This window comes from Bifidobacterium crudilactis, from assembly GCF_000738005.1.
Classification (GTDB): domain Bacteria; phylum Actinomycetota; class Actinomycetes; order Actinomycetales; family Bifidobacteriaceae; genus Bombiscardovia; species Bombiscardovia crudilactis.
Genome location: NZ_JHAL01000002.1, coordinates 46,357 through 64,692, shown reverse-complemented (window position 1 = coordinate 64,692; position 18,336 = coordinate 46,357). Strand labels below are relative to the sequence as shown.

Sequence of the window (18,336 nt, the reverse complement as noted above, 5' to 3'; positions counted from 1 at the left end):
CATAAGACACAGCGTAAAAAACTCCAGACCTCAAACCGGCACCTCGGACTGCATCTGCACCGAACATGCATGTTCTGCTGTACCTCGGATTCTCAAACAGTTAGCGACGACGACAGGGGGGGGGAACTCCGTGCCCGAGGAGGCTAGGAACGCATGATGAGGGCGAGCATGCGCCCTTCCTGCGGCCTGTTATGCAACGACGATGCCCGATGCGAGTACCACAGTGGATTCTCGAGCGTGCACAGACTGTGCCGCATGTGCTGCAGACGCACATCCAAGGCCTCGCCACCGTCGGATTCGCACAGCGAGCGCAGTTCCTCATCACCGTTGAGATATTGGGTGGCGGCGTCCACACGAGGTTGCGAGGATACGATCTGAGTCACCCCGGCGCTTTGCAATGATTGTACGGCGGCGCCGGCAATGTCGACTCCCGGTCCGCCGAAACGTGTGACCGTCCTGGTCCCCGGGAAATGCTCGTCGAAATCCGCAGCTATCGCCTCACCCACCTCGTAGCAGTCAGCGCATATGCATGGGCCGCATGTGGCGACGATCCGCCGACGATCCGCACCACGTGCAACCATCAGGTCCACGGTTTCGCCGATGATGCCGCGAAGCAATCCCATTCGCCCGCAATGGGCGGCCGCAATAAGACCGGTCTCGGGGTCGGCCATCAACACCGGCAGACAATCCGCCGCAAACACACCGACCGCAACATGACTGCTGGCAGACACCTGACCGTCGGCGGCAATCGTATAGGCCTCCGCCTGCTGCGCGGCATCGCCGAGATTCTCCTGAAGACCGCCTTCCAGCTGCGTTAGCAAGGACGAGCCACTGGCGTCAAAGCCATAGGGGGCGTTACGTTCCCATACCTCGTCAGCATCTATCGCTTTGCCCGAATGCACCTGGCTCACCAAGGACAGGTCTCTGCCTATCTCCTGAGCGAGCGCCATACGGTTGGCAACCACATTGAGCAAATCATCGCCGCCTTTGCCCCAAGATTCAAGGAAGCGAAATCGCCGTGGGAGCCGCCGCCGAGTCTGGTCGTGTAGACGACCTTGATACCGGGCGCGAGGTCAATCGGAATGGTCACCGGCACGGGGGTGCCGTCCTGATGATGGCTTGGCACGGTGCTGTCGTCGAGAATCTCCGCATCGCCGTGGTCGCCTTCAGGACCGCCAGTCGAATCTTCAATCGTGATGCCCTCGGCGGTCATCTGCTCGCACGCCTGCACTCCCAGCTCCTCACTGACCGGAACGCTGAGGTCTCTGAACACCCTGGTACGGAATCCCATCCTGTTCGCGTCCACGGCGGTTTCCTTCACGCAATGAGACAGCGCAATCCCCACCACATCAACCTCGGTGATCCCGTGCCGGCGCAGTGCATCTTCCAGATTGCGATGCTGTTCCCACGCGTCTTCGACCGCTTCACGCGAAGGCACATCCACATCATCCACCAGCGAGACACCCTCGAAACCCGAGTAGGCGGCCGCATACTGGCCCTTCTTGTAGTGGTTGCTGATGCCCAAAGCCTCTATCTCCGGGTGCAGGCGCGCCTGCGCGCTGCCGGCCACTCCGTGCGGAGGCCAGCTATCCACGAAATCGGGGGTCGCGGAGAAATGCTCGCCAGGCTCGATGTGCCAGTCCTGCGTGGTCGCCACGAAATCGTAGGAGCCCCCACTCTCGCGTACATACTGCGCGATACGCCGCGCTGTCTCGTTACCACCCTCGACGGCCAGTTCACCGCCTTCGCAAAAGGTTGGTTGCACATCCACGATAATCAATGCGCGAGAACGCCTGGAATTCATAATCGCCGCCGCTTTCCGCTCGTCAGGTTTTCCTTCGCCTTCCACGACCGATATACGGTCGCGGTCAAGATCTGTCTCAGCCGAGCTTCGCCAATTCGTCTATGGTCAATTCAAGCTCGCCCGCCTGCAGAGAGTCGAGAATCGTCGCAGGACGGTGCGCACCGGGTATGACGAAGACGTGCCTGCCCTTGCTGAGCTCCCATGCAAGCACTACTTGCTGGTAGCTGACCCCATGCTGCCGGGCGACCTGCCGGAACACTTCGAACACCGTATCGTCCTTGGCCTTGCGGAAACCGCCCAGAGGACTCCAGCACACGAATGCCAGACCCTTTTCGGCCGTATACGCCAAGGTGTCCTCGCTTTCACGGAATACCGGGGAATACTGATTCTGCACGGCAACCAGGTCATCGCCGAGAATACCGAGCGCGATATCGATCTGGTCAACGCTCGCATTGGAGATGCCTATGGTTTTGGCAACACCTTCATCGACGAGCTGCTTCATGGCCTCGATGGATTGTTCGTATGGCACTTTGGGGTCGGGCCGATGGAAGTACAGCAGATCGATGCTGTCCACACCGAGAGCCTTCGCCGACTCCTTGCCTCGTCGAATCAGGTTCTCGGGACTGCCGTCCACATCCCACGTAGGTCTGCCGTCGGTGAAGTTCCTGAAATGCCCGACTTTGGTTGCCACCAGCACGTCCTGCCGCGGACCGCTCCAGGATTGGAGGGCCTGATGCACCAACTTTTCACCGGTCTGTTCCTCACCACCCGACTCGTAATACGCCCAAGCGGTATCAATATGTCGGCATCCCGCGTCCAGAGCGGCATGGATGGTCTCGATTGCCTGCTCCAAATCCGGTTTACCTTCGATGGTCAGCGGCATTTCACCGAGACCCACGGCCGTGGTGGTGTATGGTCCAAGATTCCTGGCGAGCAATGTCATCAGCATTCCCTTTCGAGTTGACGATTCCTATTCGAGTTGACGATTCCTAACAACTATTGTGTCGGAAAATTCCTCAGGGCGGCTGCGGTTATCCTTCTGGGAAAGAGGAGGCATCGTGGCCTCACCGACCACCGAAGGAGCCACCGCCCGAACCACCGCCACCGCCGGCGAAGCCACCGCCACCGAAGGAGCCCCCGGAGGACGAGGATGGTGCCGCAGCCTGGATGGTGGAATGAATGGAAGCGAAGCTTGACGTCAACTGTCCGCCCAAATCGCCGAAACCACCACCGAAGGCGGTACCGGCTGCCATTGCGCCCGGCGTCCGGTCCACGCCCCCTCCCATGCCGTATCCATATGCGGCTCCGGCGAATGCCCAAGGCCGGTACGTCCAGTACAGCAGCGATCCCGAGGCGTTGGCATCGAGCCACTGGGGGTCGCTCAGCTGCGGGTATGCCAGCGCCAACTGTTTGAGAGCCTGGTTGCTGATGCCAAAGGCCGCCGCGTAGACGAGGTAACGATCCCAGAGAGTGAGATCATCCACCCCGCGTTCCTGGAAGGCGCTGAATTCCAACAGATAGCGTCGCAGACCCTGAACCTGACCGGCATATTCCTGGCCACGCTCACTCAAACCCGTGGATTTGCCGTAAGCCAGAGCGAAGGACGAAGTCAGCAGCAACACGAAGCCTATGAGCAGACCGACCCCGAGGGTCCCCCCTCCCGTGAACACGGCGAAAGCGAGCGCCAGAACACCGAGTGCCACACCGGTGACGCCCCAGCCAACCGAGGACATCAAGGGGTAGGTGGCTTTCAACTGAAGGAATTCACTCGCCATCGCATTGGAGAGACGTTCCTGCTCCTTGTACCCGGATTCCCACTTCTTGAAACTCTGCTGCATCTGCTTGAGGTCGAACACCGGGGACTGCAATCGTCCTGCGGCGACCTCGAGCAGGCGCAGGGCGGCGTCCTCGGAAGCGCTGAGATTCAGGGAGCTTCGGTTCTCGGAGCATACCGGCCGTATGACCAGGGTGGAGGTGGAGTTGAAAGCCTTCTGGGAACGCTGGTCCTGGTTCGACAGCATCCCCGAGATGCTCGCGTCGGGCGTATTGAGCAGATCAACGCCGAAATATGACGACACCGGACCGGGATATATCGAAATGGCCCGCTTCGATGCCAATGACAGCACGCTTGCCGCCATCTGTCTGGATGACTGGTTGCTTGCGGAGCCTTGCAGCATGTCGTTGAGTTGAGCGGCCGATGCAGGACTCATCTCAGGCGGGTCTCGCCAGTATTCCACGTCTCCGCTGTACCGGGATTTACGATAGGTGACGAATGCCGAACGGACGGCTTTGTATCCCACGAAGAGGGCGAGAATGGCGGAGATAATCCACACGGCGATTATCACGCGTGCGCGTGTACGAGCCGAATTCCTTGCCTTCGTCTCCTGCTGGGTCTCATCGTCGATGATGCGCTGTTTCGCATTCGTGTTGCTGGTGCGTTCCACCTGATCGCTCGCGGAGGAGTCGAACATCGCGACGACATCGAGATGCTCGCCTGGACTCACCTGTTGCGCGGTGAGCTTCAGCGTGCCGTCCGATGCCCGGGACGTTTGCGAGACTCCTGCGTAGTGCAACCATGCCCAGGAATTGTCCGCATCGATGCCATCGGGGAATCGTACGGATGCGGACACCTTCTCTATCGGAATCTGGTTGCTGGCTCCGAAAGGTTCCCATTGGAAGCTGGTGACATCAGGATGCGCCGTGCTGACGCCGTGGAAGGTCATGGAGACATCGAATACCAGGCTGTCGGCCTCGTCGGTCTGCGGGATGTTCCACCCGATTTCAACCGGATATTTGCCGTTGTCGCCGCTGGTGCCGGGAGTGTATGAGCTGGGATTGCTCGAATCGCTGACATCGGCGATATACCAGTGCCCTGCTTGCTGCTGATCCCAATCCGCAGTGCTCTGGACCTGGCTGGGTGCTATCGGGTCGGTCTGCGTATACGTCTGGTTGTCGCTGACATTGCGCACGGATACGTCCGAAATCGACGTGAGGTTGTCGGGATTGATCGTATATTGCTGGTAGAGCTGACGCCAGGGTTTGGTGTCGCCGTCATCATCTTCACGATGACCGAGCCTGATGTTGATTCGCTGCTTGATTCGCAGGTCGCCGTTCTTCAACACCTGGGTGTCATAGTCCAGCGAGGTGTAGCTCATGTCCCCGTTGCCGACACCGCCTGCACTGATGCCCAGGGCCAGCACGGACAGGACTGCCGCGACCACCAGCGCGATTACGGCGCTGACGATGAACCGTCCCGTATTCCACGTCAGACCCCGTTTGTGCACCGGTCGGCCTGCATCCCCTGTTGAATCCTTCGTCGCTGGCATCCTCTGCCTCCCCATATTCGACAACCTCTCCTCGCATTCCGCCAGGAAGGAGGCCCTCAAGTCTGCTCTTCGTCCTCAGGCCTGCACCCGCGAGAGACTCCTCATCTCCCCCGCACCGTCCCGACACGCAAGGGTGCAGACCTTGATGCACACGGCCGTGTGCCCTCCACCGTATTCAGGCTTCCCTGACCGCCACGGCATTGCGCTACTTGGCGAAGCTGACCAGCGGCACCGCGCGATCCTGTTCGGCGGCCTCGAAGAACTGCGCCTCCTTGAAATGGAAGAGACCGGCGATGATATTGCTGGGCACGCTCTGAATCTTCGTATTGAACTTCTGCACCACATCGTTGTAGAACTGACGGGCGTACGCGATTTTCTGCTCCAACTGGTTGAGCTGATTCTGCAGATCCATGAAGTTCTGATTCGCCTGAAGTTGCGGATAAGCTTCGGCGGTCGCCTGCAGGTTGACCAGAGCCCTGCTCAGTTCGCCTTCGGCCTGCGCACGCTGCTCCGGGTTGCCGTTCTGCGCGGCTTCAACCGCATGAGACCTGGCTTCAGTCACTTTCTGGAAGACCTCGGACTCGTGACCGGCATAGCCTTTTACCGTCTCCACAAGGTTGGGAACGAGATCGGCTCGCTGCTTGAGTTGGACATCGATCTGAGCCCAGCCGTTGGCGACGCGGTTGCGCAGATCCACGAGAGAGTTATACGCTCCGACACCCCACAGAACCACGAGGACTATCAGCACGACGATGACGATGAGTGTAATGGTTAATCCGTTCATACCCCCCATTGTCTCATACCCCTTGTCTCATAGCCCGATTCGGGCGGCATCGCCCGACCCTGCTGCAGACAAGCGAACAGGCACGTGGCGCGCCGGAATGTTCGGCCTGCCACGTGCCTGTTCGCACGTTATTGCTAATACCTCAGCGAGAGGTATTCAGCTCACTCGTTGTCGAAGGGATCGAAGTCACGGCGTACACGACGACGCGGGCGCTCGCTGCGCTCTTCGCGGTCCGCACGGTACTCGTCATAATGCTCATCAGCGGCATAGTGAACATTCTCGCGACGACCACGGTAACCGCCACGGTCAGAACCGCGACGCTCATCACGTCCGCCACGGCGGTCGTCACGACGGTCGGCATGCTCGGAACGCTCATTGCGATCACGACGGTCATAACCCTCCGAACGGTCGGAACGCTCAGAACGGTCCGAACGGTCGAAATCGCGGTCATCACGACGATGACGCGGACGATCGTCACGGCCACCACGGTCGTCATATCGCCCTGAACGCTCGCCACGACCTGAACGGTGGTCGTCACGACCACGCCCGCCACGACGGTCATCACGGCGATCATCACGATCACGGCCGCCACGACCCGAGGAAGCATGAGAGCTTTCCTGATCCTCGAATCCCGGAATGGCGAGGGAAATCTTGCCACGGTCGTCCACACCCTGGACGACCACCTCGACGGCATCGCCCTCCTTGAGCACATCCTCGACGGCATCGACGCGCTCGCCGTTGGTGAGGTTGCGAATCTGCGAGATGTGCAGCAGACCATCGGTACCTGGCGTGAGGTTCACGAAAGCGCCGAAGCTCGTGGTCTTCACGACTTTGCCGTTGTACGTTTCACCTGCGGAAGGAACATGCGGGTTGGCGATCTGGTCGATGATCTCCTTGGCCTTCTGTGCGGCTTCGCCGCCTTCGGAGGAGATGAACACCGTACCGTCATCCTCGATGCTGACATCGGCGCCGGTATCTTCCTGAATCTGGTTGATCATCTTGCCCTTGGGCCCGATGACCTCACCGATCTTGTCCACAGGAACGTTGGTGGTGATGATGCGAGGAGCGGTGGAGTTCATTTCGGCAGGTTCGTCGATGCACTCGTTGATGACCTCGAGAATCGTCGTACGAGCTTCCTTGGCCTGCTGCAGGGCCGCCGCAAGGATGTCGGCAGGAATGCCGTCAAGCTTGGTGTCGAGCTGCAGGGCCGTGATGAACTCGGATGTTCCGGCGACCTTGAAGTCCATATCGCCGAAGGCGTCCTCTGCACCGAGGATATCGGTGAGGGTCTTGAAGATGTGCTGTCCGTCGACATCACCCGAGACCAGACCCATGGCGATGCCCGCGACGGGAGCCTTCAGCGGCACGCCGGAGGCGAGCAGCGACAGCGTCGAGGCGCAGACGGAGCCCATAGATGTGGAACCGTTCGAACCGATGGCCTCAGACACCTGACGGATGGCGTATGGGAAGTCTTCGCGGCTAGGCAGCACGGGGAGCAAGGCACGTTCGGCCAATGCACCGTGGCCGATTTCGCGGCGCTTCGGTGAACCCACACGACCGGTCTCACCGGTCGAATACGGCGGCATTTCGTAATTATGCATGTAGCGCTTGGAAGTCGGGCCGGAAAGCGCATCGACCTGCTGCTCCATCTTGAGCATGTTCAGCGTCGTGACACCCAGAATCTGGGTCTCACCGCGCTGGAAGAGCGCGGAACCGTGAACGCGCGGAACGATGTCGACCTCGGCGGACAGCGTACGAATGTCGCGCAGACCACGACCGTCGATGCGGTAATCCTGGGTCAGGATGCGGCGACGAACAATCTGACGCTGCAGCTCCTTGAAGGCATTGCCAATTTCCTTGTCCTTCTCGGCATCGTCCATATCGGTGAACTCGCCGGCCAACGTCTCCTTGACCACGGACTTGATCTCGCTGATGCGCTCCTGCCGAGGCAGCTTCTCCGCGATGGACAGCGCCTCATCCAAATCACCATGGGCGATCTGGTCGATGCGGTTGTAGAGGTCCTCGGTGTACTCCGGGAAGAGCTGGAAGTCCTTGGTGTCCTTCGCGGCCTTGGACTTGAGTTCGTCCTGAGCCTCGCAGATGACCTTGATGAAAGGCTTGGCGGCCTCAAGACCCTGGGCGACCACATCTTCGTCGGGCTTGATCTGACCTTCGTCGTAAATCAGCGTCCAGGCGTTCTTGCCTGCACCCGCCTCGATCATGGCGATGGCGACATCTCCGCCTTCGACCACACGACCGGCGACGACGATTTCGAATACTGCGCGTTCACGCTCGCTCCAGCGAGGGAAGGCGACCCACTGGCCGTTGATCAGTGCCAGACGGACACCGGAGACCGGGCCGCTGAAGGGCAGTCCGGAAATCAGAGTCGACGCGGAAGCGGCGTTCAGGGCGATCATGTCGTAGGAGTCTTCAGGGTCCAGCGCGAGGATGGTCTCCACGACCTGAACCTCATTGCGCAGGGTATGCGGGAAGAGCGGACGAAGCGGACGGTCGATGATACGGCATGCCAGAATGGCCTCGGTCGAAGGACGACCTTCACGACGGAAGAACGAACCCGGAATCTTTCCCGCGGCATACATCTTCTCTTCCACATCGACGGTCAGCGGGAAGAAGTCGTAATTCGCCTTCGGGCTTGAACCGGCCGTGGTGGTGGACAACACCATCGAATCATCATCAAGATAAGCGGCAACTGCCCCATCCGCCTGCTGGGCGAGACGACCCGTCTCGAAGCGCAATGTGCGCGTGCCAAATGAACCATTGTCAATAACGGCCTCTACGGCCTTGATTTCGGGACCCTCCACGGGTTCCTCCTTCTATAACTGTGCAATCATCTATTCCATCGCCTATGAACCCCGTGTCCATAAGCTGCTCTTGCAACGGACGGATTGCTTGCCTACCGTCCAACGGGCATATTCACCGAATGTGCCCGACATGCTGGGCGCGGCATACCTGGCCGCGTAATCCTCGCCGGAGATTCCTCGTGAATCTGTTGTAATTCGTCGTTGGCCCTCATGACCTGTGTTCACCTGTCTGAATGCCAGCATGCAAAAGCGCCCGAGCACAAGGCCCGGGCGGAAGATTTCAATTATCGGCGCAAACCGAGACGCTCAATCAGCGAGCGGTAGCGTTCGATGTCAACGCGCTTGAGGTAATCAAGCAGACGACGACGATCGCCAACCATGAGCAGCAGACCACGACGTGAGTGGTGATCGTGCTTGTGCTCCTTGAGATGCTCGGTGAGATCCGTGATGCGCTTAGTCAGCAACGCAACCTGAACCTCGGGAGAACCCGTGTCGCCTTCATGCGTCGCATACTTGGTGACGATCTCTTGCTTTTCTTCGGTCGTAAGTGCCACGACTCCTCCTTATATCTGCTGCGCGGTGCCACGGCCCAATGCCGAAACGCTCTGTATCCGCGGGCGGAAACACGCCACCCGCCAGTATACACACAACCCCTCACCATATTCGGGGGATGGAATCTGAATTCAGCAGGCCGGAGACCACGTTTCAGGCCAGCGGCTTCGTTTGTGTAGGGATTTCTACGATGAGATACCGCACGCAAGACTCACCTTGACGGAATTCCGCGGAAATTCGCCCCATCTTGCGGGGTTGTACTTAGACATCCCTACACAAACGCGCATTGGGCCTCAAACGACCGTCAACAGCCCTCCAAAAAGGACAATGAGCAGCGCAAGAACCTCAATAACGGTGAATACCGACAACGCCACCCAGCTGCGGGTCAGGATGTTCAGCGGAGAGTCCTTCTTCACCAGCACGAGAATCGCGACGAACAGCACCGCGAACACCGCCGCGCCGAGACCAGCGGCGATGATTCCCAGATTGGCGGCGTTGGCCAGGTAGGCCTTGTCGCCGAAAACCACATAGGTGCTGTACCAGAAGGACATCTTCAACAGACACAGCCCGGCGATGAACTGTTCCGCCGAGACGGTGACCAGCAGGAGTATCCGCCATGTCCAGGAACGTGCCTCGATGATGCACATCGCTATGCTCACGATGGCGAGGAATGCCGCGACCCAAGCTATCAGGGCGATGCCGCGAGGTTCGAAGACGTCGAGGTAGCGAACCAGCATCCCCGTGTGCCTCACCGCCAGGAATCGGCCTACGCCGTATGGAGCAACGATGGCGATCAGCAATCCGATGATGAAGAACACCCAGCCCAGAGGCTTGGAGCGCCTACGCTCGATATCGGCAAGGGAAAGTTTGCGATCCGTCATCTGCTCAGCGGAAAAAGAGTCTTCCGCGCCGGAACTTTCCTGTCGTTTCGAGCCGGAAGATTCCTGCATATGGGTTCCGGTCGCTCCATGGGCATCGTTCAAGACATCACCCTCATTCCGTGTCATATCTTTTCACCAACCCGATTGTCCATAACCACACTCATTCGCGCAGCGCGCATTCGCAGACAGACTACCACGAGCTCCGGGAAGGAAAATGAGCATTCGACGGCTCATATCTCACAGATACCGAACGTCATCTGCACTGCCACGGCAAAGCTGCATCGCCAAGCCGGCAAACGCCGCATGAGTGTCCGTCTCATACTCAAGTCGTCAAACGAAGCGGCCCTGTCCTCAGCAGAGGACAGGGCCGGAACCATGTTGGACGGCAACCCTCAGTACACGAATGGTTGCAAATCGAAAATGCCGATGATCAGCGTGGCAATGAGCACCAGCACCGAGATGATGATGCCCACAACAGCGAAGATGTAGGTGATTCGGTTACGGTCCTCACCTTTTTCGGGAATCAGCAACCCGACCACCGACATCACCAATCCGACCGTGCCGAATGGGTTGAGATACCTGTTGTACTGCCAGACCACCACGAACAGACCAATGAGTGCGAGGATGAAGCCTGCGATGGCGAATCCCTTGGCCGCGCTGCCCTTGGCCTTCTCATACTGAACCGGCATCAGCGGTGCCTGCGGCTGAATCGGAGCTCCGGCCGGACGCGGCGCATACATGGGTCTGGCTCCCGCGTTCGTGTTCATAGGATTCGCGACGGGACGCTGCCCGTTTTGCCGATACCCCGAAGGATTGGGATTGGTGTTGCCTTGATTGGCTCCTGAGACATTGCCCCCCTGGTTGTTCTGAGGAATAGGCGTTTGCCCTTCAGTCATCTTGTACCTCTCTCCCTTGCGTTGTTGCCCTAGACATACGGGAAGCGACGAATCGTTCCCCCAATGCTCGGACCTCGTGCTCCTATCGTACCCGAACGGAGCTAGTTTTTCCCTACCGCCGCTGCGTGGAAAGCACCGCAGCGACCTACACAGAAAAACATCAGACAGCCATGACACACTTGCGAAGTCATGATGCACAATCCGGAACAGGCAACCGCCGTGGCCGCCGACATCGGCCCGGAATCACCATCGCTGACCATAAACGCCAAGGCCGCACTCGCTACACCCGCATCGCAGGCAAGAAGGAACACGCATAATGGTTGAGACCGCCGCAAGCACGGGTGACGACCTGTCGACAATCTTCGGCACCATATGGACTGCCTCGACGACCGCACTTGAACAGCCGGATTCCCGGACAATGCTCATCGCCCTTGCCATAAGCCTGATACTGATTCTGCTACGGCCTCTATGGCGGATTGCTCGCAATGTCATCACCATCGCCCATGAGGGAGGCCATGCCGTCGCGGCACTCCTTACCGGCAGACGGCTCTCGGGCATTCAACTGCATTCCGACACTTCAGGACTCACCGTCAGCTACGGCAGAACCCGAGGATTCGGCTTTTGGCTGACCTGCTTCTCGGGGTATCTCGCACCGATGCTGTGGGGCCTGGGCTGCGCCGCCCTGGTGTCATCAGGGTACGCCACCGGCGCTTTGTGGCTGCTGGTGCTGCTCCTGGCGCTGATGCTTACCCGAATTCGTAATATATATGGAGCGTTCTGCATCATCTGCGTTCTGGCGGCGGTTATCGCACTGTCCTGGTGGGGCTCGCCGCAACTTCGCCTGCTCAGCGCCACCAGTCTGGCATTCTTTCTTCAACTCGGCTCGATACGGCCACTACTGGAACTGCAATCCCAACGCGCCAAAGGCCAGGCTGGACGCTCCGACGCGGACCAGCTTGCAGAATTGACCCGAATTCCCGCCTTGGCGTGGATAATCCTGTGGTCTCTACTCGCTTTCCTGGGCATCGCACTGTCAGCGAGCTGGATGGGTTTGAGAATCTGAAAGCACTTCGGCTGTCGCAATTGCCCCCCACCGAGATGACGACATTTCACAAGACCGTCACTCGCAACGCCGGAATTTAGCCATCGCCGACCAGCCATAGACGACAATGCCCGCCCGATAGTCTTCCAGACACAACGAAAGACGAAAAGGGCGGGCGGCAGTCTCGCAGAATCTCAGCCTCTGCGGAGAGGAAGCGTGGCGCAGCGGAATCCGCCGGGGAACTTCGTCACTTCGGAGAAATCGAGCGGCACCGGCTCCACGCCGTGCGCACGCAATGCTTCGGCCAAGCGGGTTGCCCTAGCGTCGATGATGATTCTGTCAGGAGCAAGCGCGACGGTATTGACCATCAGCGACCGGGCTTCTGCGACATCCGCTTCGATGAGATCGAAGCGGGCGGCAATCAGACTGCGCGAATACGGAGTCAGCGCGGCGGAATGGATATAGCCGAGCCTGGGCCCGACCATCGTGAACTTGGTGTCCAGATGCACCACTCCCCTGCCGGAGAACTCGATGGGCACAATCTCCCTGTCGATGCCGGCATGGACGAAGCATTCACGGAGCGCGCTGACACCCTGGAGGTTGGTCGCTTCACTCAACCCCACGAACACCACATCATCGGTGACCATCACGTCACCGCCTTCGATATGGCCGGAGGCAATGCGCTCCACTTTCGAGAAGCGCGGGAGGAAGGACTCAAGCGCCCTCTGCTCCTTCTGCCTGATGGGATCGCGGGAGCGAGACAGGAAAATCGTATCGTCAACGGCGAAGGCGATGTCCCTGGGATACAGCTGTATGTCCACGTCGGGAACCGAGGGCAGGGCATGCACCTCGGCACCGGCATCCACAAGCGTCTGGACCAGCCGTTCGTGCTGGCGACGGGCAATTCGGTGATCGGGTACTTTGACGGTGTTGTTCTCCACATATCTCAGGCTGGCGAGATCGGGGTAACGCAGCGAACCCCATATGAGATTCCACCAGTTGAAGGTTTTGTATGGGCCGACGATGACTTCCCGGAGTTCCGCGATATCACTGGGATTGGAAATCTGGATCATGAAATGCTTACCATCCTTTGCTTCCGTGTGGGCGATCCGCGATGTTGCCATTACGGCGCATATGAGTGCTGACGAGATGGCCGATAACGTATATTGGCCATTTGTCCAATGTAAATGAAACGCGAAATCACGTCAAGCTCATTCGCACACCCGGTGATACCCACTCAGTATGCTTACATTCATGAGCAAGATCGTGAATCATGCGGAGCGCCGTCTGGAAATCGCCGATGCCTGTCTCGCCGTCGTATCCCGTGCCGGTCTGTCCGGTGCAACGACTCGCGAGATAGCCAAGGAGGCAGGCGTCTCGCACGGCATCATCGCCCATTATTTCAACAGCAAGAACGACATCCTGCGAGCGGCGCTGCAACGCTCGTACCAGCAGCTCGCCGAACGCATAGACGCGAACCTCAATGGTCTGTCAGGCACCGAAGCCCTGCGGCAGGCCATACACGACGCGCTTCCCAACGACGAGGAGGGACGCATCGGCGAGCAGATAGAACTGGCATTCTGGGCATACGGTCTAGGGAACCATGACATAGCCGAGGAACGCTGGCGCTCGTATACCGAGTGGCGCAGAGCACTTGAACTCCTCATCAGAGGAGCCCAGGCGGAGCAGCACCTCAGCGCTCCGGACCCGTCCCTGATCGCCGAAACCATCATCTGCACGCTCGATGGACTGGGAGCTCAGGTGGCGCTGTACCCCGACCGCATATCCTCTGACCGCATGTTCGCCATCATGAATGCGACCCTGGCCGGTTTCGGTTTCGTTACAGACAACGACCACTGAGGTTAATTCAGTGTCAAGAAGCGACCAGGCACCGGACAGGTGATTTATATTGGCCATATGGTCAATATAAAATCTGCATCCTTTGCTTCTTCGACAGCTCGAATCGGGCACGCATGAGCGCGGCCATCGAAGGCGCCGTCACCGACCGGCCCGCCATCGGTCGCGGCTACTACCCCGCCCTCGTCGCCGCCAGCACGGCCATGTGGGCAATCATTCTGGGCCCCGTCCTCAGCACCATCCCCACCCAGGTCAACACTCTGGCACCGACGAACAAAGTCTATGCCCTGGCCCTCGTGACCGGGGTCGCCGGAGCAATCGGCATCATCACCAATCCCCTAATCGGCCATCTCAGCGATATCACCAGAACCCGATTCGGCAGACGCATTCCCTGGCTCATCGCAGGAACGGCGGTCATCCTCCCCGTATGCGTCATGATTGGCGAGTCGCAATCCATCGGCGAACTCGCCCTGTGGTGGGCACTGCTGCAAGTGGGCGCCAACATGCTCTTGGCACCGACATCGGCCACCATCGCCGACGTCGTTCCCGAGGGAAGAAGAGGCATGGCTTCGGCATGCACGGGGATAGCGGCCGCCGTGGCGCCCGTACTGGGCACCGGCGTGCAAAGCTGGGTTTCATCCCCTGCCAGCGTCTATATGATTCTGGGCGTCCTGATCGCCGTCACGCAGATGCTGTTCATCGTCACATTACGAGGCGACCGCATCCAACCTCAGGCAAGGATTCGGCAGAGGCGAAAACTGCGCGATATCGCCGCACACAACTCCGATTTCTGGCTGGTGTGCCTGCATCGAATTCTCTTCGGACTCGGGCAGAACATGGCCTTGGCGTATCTCTTCTACTACCTGCAGGATGTGATTCACTACGCCGACCGGCATCCCGGGCAATCCACCGATGACGGCGTGCTGATACTCACCGCTGTCTACGCGCCCTGCGTTGTGGTCGCCGCAGTGGTATCAGGTGGGATGACCGACCGCACACGCCGCTTCAAATGGAATCTGGTGTCGGCGACACTCGTCTTCGCCATCGGCGCTGTTCTCGGCGCCGTCACCGGCAGCTGGACAGGAGTCCTCACACTGGCGGTTCTCACAGGCATCGGTTACGGCGCATACGCGTCGGCGAGCACCGCCCTGGCCGTTCATCTGCTGCCCGACGACAACAGGAGGGCGAGCGATTTGAGCCTCATCAATGTGGCCGATCTGAGTTCGATAGCGCTCGGACCCATCATCGCCGCCGTCGGAATCGCCATATCCGGATATTCGGCGGTATTCATCGCATCAGGACTATTGGTGATTGTCAGCGGCATCATCGTCACCGTCATCAAAGCAGCCCGCTGACCGGCGGGCTTCCAGGGTACGCACCGCCGCTCGTCAATCTCCGCCGCCGCTCTGGGGATGTGGTCCGACTTCAGTGTCGCCACATCCCGTCACCTCAGTTAAGCCCGAGGAACCGCGACGGGCTTGTGCTCGTCCTCGGCATTGGTTTCGCCAGCCTGAACCTCGGCGGAGGCGTCAGCGTCGACACCGTGCGAGGAATCGTCCTCCTCGGTGTTCACCAAGCGCGAGATGCTGCGTTCGAGGTCGTTGAAATGTTCGCTGTTCACATCCCTGTTCTCGGGAAGATCAATGGTGACGATTTCTCTGATATGACCCGGAACGTTCTTCGCGGCTCCGCCGGTCATCACCACGACCCTGTCCGCCAGAAGCACGGCCTCCTCTATGGAGTGGGTGATGAATATGACCGTGGTCTTGATGTCACGATGCAAGTGCGACAGCTGCTCCTGCATGCCGCGTCTCGTCAGAGCATCCAAGGCTCCGAAGGGCTCGTCCATCAGCATCACCGAGGGTTCGTTCGCCAGTACCCTAGCGATAGACACCCGCTGCTGCATACCGCCGGACAGCTCATGCGGGTAACGATCGGCGAACAGCTCAAGACCGACCGCGCCGATGTACTTGTCGCAACGCTCCTTCACCAGACTGGTTTTCAGGTGAGCCTGCTTGGGCCCCCAGGCGACGTTTTCGCGCACCGTCAGCCATGGGAACAGCCCGTAATCCTGAAACACCACACCTCGCGAGGGACTCGGCCCCAGCACTTCCTCCGTATCGACGGCGATGCTGCCGGTCGTCGCTTTCTCAAAGCCCGCGACGAGCCTGAGCAGCGTACTCTTCCCGCATCCGCTGGTCCCTACGACACAGATGAACTCTCCGGCCTTGATGGACAAATCCATCGGGGCCATCGCCTTCACTGTGCCACGGGCCGTGGTGTATTCCTTGCTCAGCCCCTTGATGTCAATGGCTGCCGGGGTGTTCTGACGCACCTCTCCGATATGTACGGCCACGATGCTCTCCTTTTTCACGATTCGTCGGTTCTTCCGAGTGCTGCGAGTGGATGACGGCTCAGGTCAGTGTGGGGCGGTTGCGTGTGACGACCTTCATCAGCAGCAACAGCACACGATCGGCCAGAAAACCGACCAGACCGATGATCAGCATGGTGGCTATGACCAAATCGGTTTTCGACATATCCCTCGCCTGTGTAATCAACGACCCCAGACCGATGCTGATGCCCACCTGTTCGGCGACGACCAGAATGACCCAAGCCTGCCCCAGCGCAAGGCGCAGACCGCTGATGATGGATTGCAACGCCGCAGGGAAGACGACTTTGTAGAGCTGCTGAAATTTTGGGGTTCCCAGCATCGACGACGCTTCAATCAGGCGTTCGGGAACCTGTTTCACCCCTGCGATGGTATTGATCAGAATCGGGAAGAAGCACGCGATGAACACCAGGAATATCGTGGCCTTGTCGCCGAAGCCTATGATCAGCAGCGCCAGGGGAACCCATGCGGTGACGGGAATCGGACGCAGCAGATTCAACAGCGGGTCGAGCATGTCGTTCGCCAGAGCCACGCGCCCCATGATGATGCCCAGTGGCACGGCGATAACGGTGGCGATGAGGAAGCCGCTCAACGCTCGCTGCGTGCTCGCCCACAGATGCAGAATCAAGGTATGGCTGAAGGTGTCGTCGAATATTCCTCCGAACGCCAGGTCGTAGATTCGCTTGACCACTTCCCCGGGAGACGAGAGATAGGCCATTTTGATGCCCATCGGGAGCTCCCACTTCTGCGCGACACCAAGATGCCACAAATACAGTATTAGCAGTGGTATCGGCAGTGCCAGCAGCGCTTGCCGCAACACATGACCCGCCGCCTTCAGCGGTGCGCCCATGGTTTTTGTCGATGCGCTCATGGTTCTTCCCCCCTGCCGGGCCGATCCATCTCGGCCCGGCACTGATGTGCGTTTGCCATGCCACTATGAGGTGGCATCGGTGATTGACTATGACAGTTTGGCGACGAAGGTGTCGTTCACCAGGGTCGAGACGGGAACCGACTTGTCGATCTGCTTGAATTCCACCATCTCTGAAACCGTGCTCTCAAGCTGCTTCTTGTATGCGGCGTCGATGGTCCAGCTGGGCCAGATGTTCTTGACCGCAAGATCCACCACATCCTTGTCGACACCGAAGGTCTTGGATACATCTGCGGCGACCTGCTCCGGGTGGTCCTTCATGTAGTCGACGGCTTTGGAATGCGTTTCCACGACTTTCTGCACCAGCTCCGGATTCTTTTTGATCAGCGCGTTGGTCGTGGTCAGCACGATGTTGGACTTGCCGAGGTCGGTGTCATATGCGGAAGCGATTTCGTGCGCTCCCTTCGTTTTGGCGATTGAGGGACCGTTCTCGGCGCTGATGAAGGCATCGACACGACCGGACTCGTATGCGGTCGCCATATCCGAGAACGGCAGGTTGACCAGAGTCACGTCCTTGTTCATGTCGATTCCGGCCTTCTGCAGGGTCAAGTACAGCAGTATCTCCTGTGTGGAGCCCTTCGGATATCCGACCTTCTTGCCTTTGAGATCCGCGAGCGAAGTGATGTCCGGCTTGCCTACGATGGCGGTTCCTCCGTTCGTCGCACTGGCGACGATGGCGATATCCTGACCGGATGAGGCACCGGAGATGGCCGACGACGCCCCTTCGACGCCGAAGTCGATGGCACCGCTGACCACGGCGTTCTTGATGTCTGGCGAGGAATCGAAGAGCACCGTTTCGAACTTCACGCCGCTGGGCGCATATTTCTCGTAATAGTAAGGCTCGTACAAATGCGGCTGGTTCTTCAGAGTGCCGATTTTCACCGTCGTGGTTTCCCCGCTGGATGACGTGGAAGTAGCCGCGGAATCGGGAGAGCAACCTGCCCCCAATACCAGCAGTGAGGCTGCCGCCACAGCGGCCAAGAGCTTGTGTACCTTCTTCATGATGTTTCTCCTTATAACCTTTTCCAATTACGCGTGACATTTCAGACAGCAGC

The 18,336-nt window shown here is 59.2% G+C and carries 15 protein-coding genes and 2 pseudogenes; 4 read left to right on the top strand and 13 right to left on the bottom strand.

Features of this window, described 5'->3' with window-relative positions:
• Positions 1 to 143: 143 nt before the first annotated feature.
• From DB51_RS02475 to DB51_RS02435, 9 genes and pseudogenes are all read right to left on the bottom strand, one after another.
• Positions 144 to 1,126: pseudogene (locus DB51_RS02475) on the bottom strand (purine nucleoside phosphorylase YfiH/LACC1 family protein).
• Positions 1,127 to 1,180: 54 nt separating this feature from the next.
• Positions 1,181 to 1,804: pseudogene (locus tag DB51_RS10285) on the bottom strand (isochorismatase family protein); the annotation flags it as partial.
• A 76-nt stretch (positions 1,805 to 1,880) separates the two neighbouring features.
• Positions 1,881 to 2,747: an aldo/keto reductase gene (locus tag DB51_RS02465; protein ID WP_034253451.1), complete on the bottom strand. Its 867-nt coding sequence runs from the start codon at positions 2,745 to 2,747 to the stop codon at positions 1,881 to 1,883.
• A 121-nt stretch (positions 2,748 to 2,868) separates the two neighbouring features.
• On the bottom strand, positions 2,869 to 5,130 hold the full coding sequence (locus DB51_RS02460) for a DUF2207 domain-containing protein (protein ID WP_051867208.1): 2,262 nt from the start codon (positions 5,128 to 5,130) through the stop codon (positions 2,869 to 2,871).
• Between the two features lie 205 nt (positions 5,131 to 5,335).
• On the bottom strand, positions 5,336 to 5,914 hold the full coding sequence (locus tag DB51_RS02455) for a LemA family protein (protein ID WP_034251440.1): 579 nt from the start codon (positions 5,912 to 5,914) through the stop codon (positions 5,336 to 5,338).
• 161 nt (positions 5,915 to 6,075) lie between these two features.
• Positions 6,076 to 8,736: a polyribonucleotide nucleotidyltransferase gene (locus DB51_RS02450; protein ID WP_034251437.1), complete on the bottom strand. Its 2,661-nt coding sequence runs from the start codon at positions 8,734 to 8,736 to the stop codon at positions 6,076 to 6,078.
• Positions 8,737 to 9,020: 284 nt separating this feature from the next.
• A complete protein-coding gene (rpsO, locus tag DB51_RS02445) occupies positions 9,021 to 9,290 on the bottom strand; it encodes a 30S ribosomal protein S15 (RefSeq protein WP_034251434.1) in 270 nt (89 codons plus the stop codon).
• Between the two features lie 291 nt (positions 9,291 to 9,581).
• Positions 9,582 to 10,295 (bottom strand): hypothetical protein, encoded by a 714-nt coding sequence (locus DB51_RS02440; RefSeq protein ID WP_051867207.1) that lies wholly within the window; start codon positions 10,293 to 10,295, stop codon positions 9,582 to 9,584.
• Between the two features lie 266 nt (positions 10,296 to 10,561).
• Positions 10,562 to 11,065, bottom strand: coding sequence for a hypothetical protein (locus DB51_RS02435; protein ID WP_034251430.1), 504 nt, complete (start codon positions 11,063 to 11,065; stop codon positions 10,562 to 10,564).
• Positions 11,066 to 11,254: 189 nt separating this feature from the next.
• Here DB51_RS02435 and DB51_RS10505 point away from each other — a divergent pair, with 189 nt between their 5' ends.
• Positions 11,255 to 11,389: a hypothetical protein gene (locus DB51_RS10505; RefSeq protein ID WP_272866980.1), complete on the top strand. Its 135-nt coding sequence runs from the start codon at positions 11,255 to 11,257 to the stop codon at positions 11,387 to 11,389.
• Positions 11,382 to 12,128 carry a M50 family metallopeptidase gene (locus DB51_RS02430; RefSeq protein WP_051867206.1) on the top strand — a complete coding sequence of 249 codons (747 nt, stop codon included), beginning with the start codon at positions 11,382 to 11,384 and terminating at the stop codon, positions 12,126 to 12,128. Before DB51_RS10505 ends, DB51_RS02430 begins: the two co-directional genes overlap by 8 nt.
• 173 nt (positions 12,129 to 12,301) lie before the next feature.
• On the opposite strand, the gene DB51_RS02425 is transcribed toward DB51_RS02430, so the two are convergent.
• Entirely contained in the window at positions 12,302 to 13,231 is a 930-nt protein-coding gene (locus DB51_RS02425) for a dimethylarginine dimethylaminohydrolase family protein (protein WP_084674517.1), read from the bottom strand.
• A gap of 130 nt (positions 13,232 to 13,361) precedes the next feature.
• Here DB51_RS02425 and DB51_RS09695 point away from each other — a divergent pair, with 130 nt between their 5' ends.
• Together DB51_RS09695 and DB51_RS02415 are read left to right on the top strand one after the other, a co-directional pair.
• Positions 13,362 to 13,967: a TetR/AcrR family transcriptional regulator gene (locus tag DB51_RS09695; protein ID WP_162174609.1), complete on the top strand. Its 606-nt coding sequence runs from the start codon at positions 13,362 to 13,364 to the stop codon at positions 13,965 to 13,967.
• A gap of 113 nt (positions 13,968 to 14,080) precedes the next feature.
• Positions 14,081 to 15,319 (top strand): MFS transporter, encoded by a 1,239-nt coding sequence (locus DB51_RS02415; protein ID WP_034251426.1) that lies wholly within the window; start codon positions 14,081 to 14,083, stop codon positions 15,317 to 15,319.
• Positions 15,320 to 15,417: 98 nt separating this feature from the next.
• On the opposite strand, the gene DB51_RS02410 is transcribed toward DB51_RS02415, so the two are convergent.
• The 3 genes from DB51_RS02410 to DB51_RS02400 all read right to left on the bottom strand — a co-directional run bounded on the left by DB51_RS02410 (position 15,418) and on the right by DB51_RS02400 (position 18,283).
• Complete coding sequence (locus tag DB51_RS02410) at positions 15,418 to 16,320, bottom strand: ABC transporter ATP-binding protein (RefSeq protein ID WP_202961986.1); 903 nt, start codon at positions 16,318 to 16,320, stop codon at positions 15,418 to 15,420.
• Positions 16,321 to 16,378: 58 nt separating this feature from the next.
• Positions 16,379 to 17,224: an ABC transporter permease gene (locus DB51_RS02405; RefSeq protein WP_238548283.1), complete on the bottom strand. Its 846-nt coding sequence runs from the start codon at positions 17,222 to 17,224 to the stop codon at positions 16,379 to 16,381.
• An 87-nt stretch (positions 17,225 to 17,311) separates the two neighbouring features.
• Positions 17,312 to 18,283, bottom strand: coding sequence for an ABC transporter substrate-binding protein (locus DB51_RS02400; protein WP_034251422.1), 972 nt, complete (start codon positions 18,281 to 18,283; stop codon positions 17,312 to 17,314).
• Positions 18,284 to 18,336: the final 53 nt, after the last annotated feature.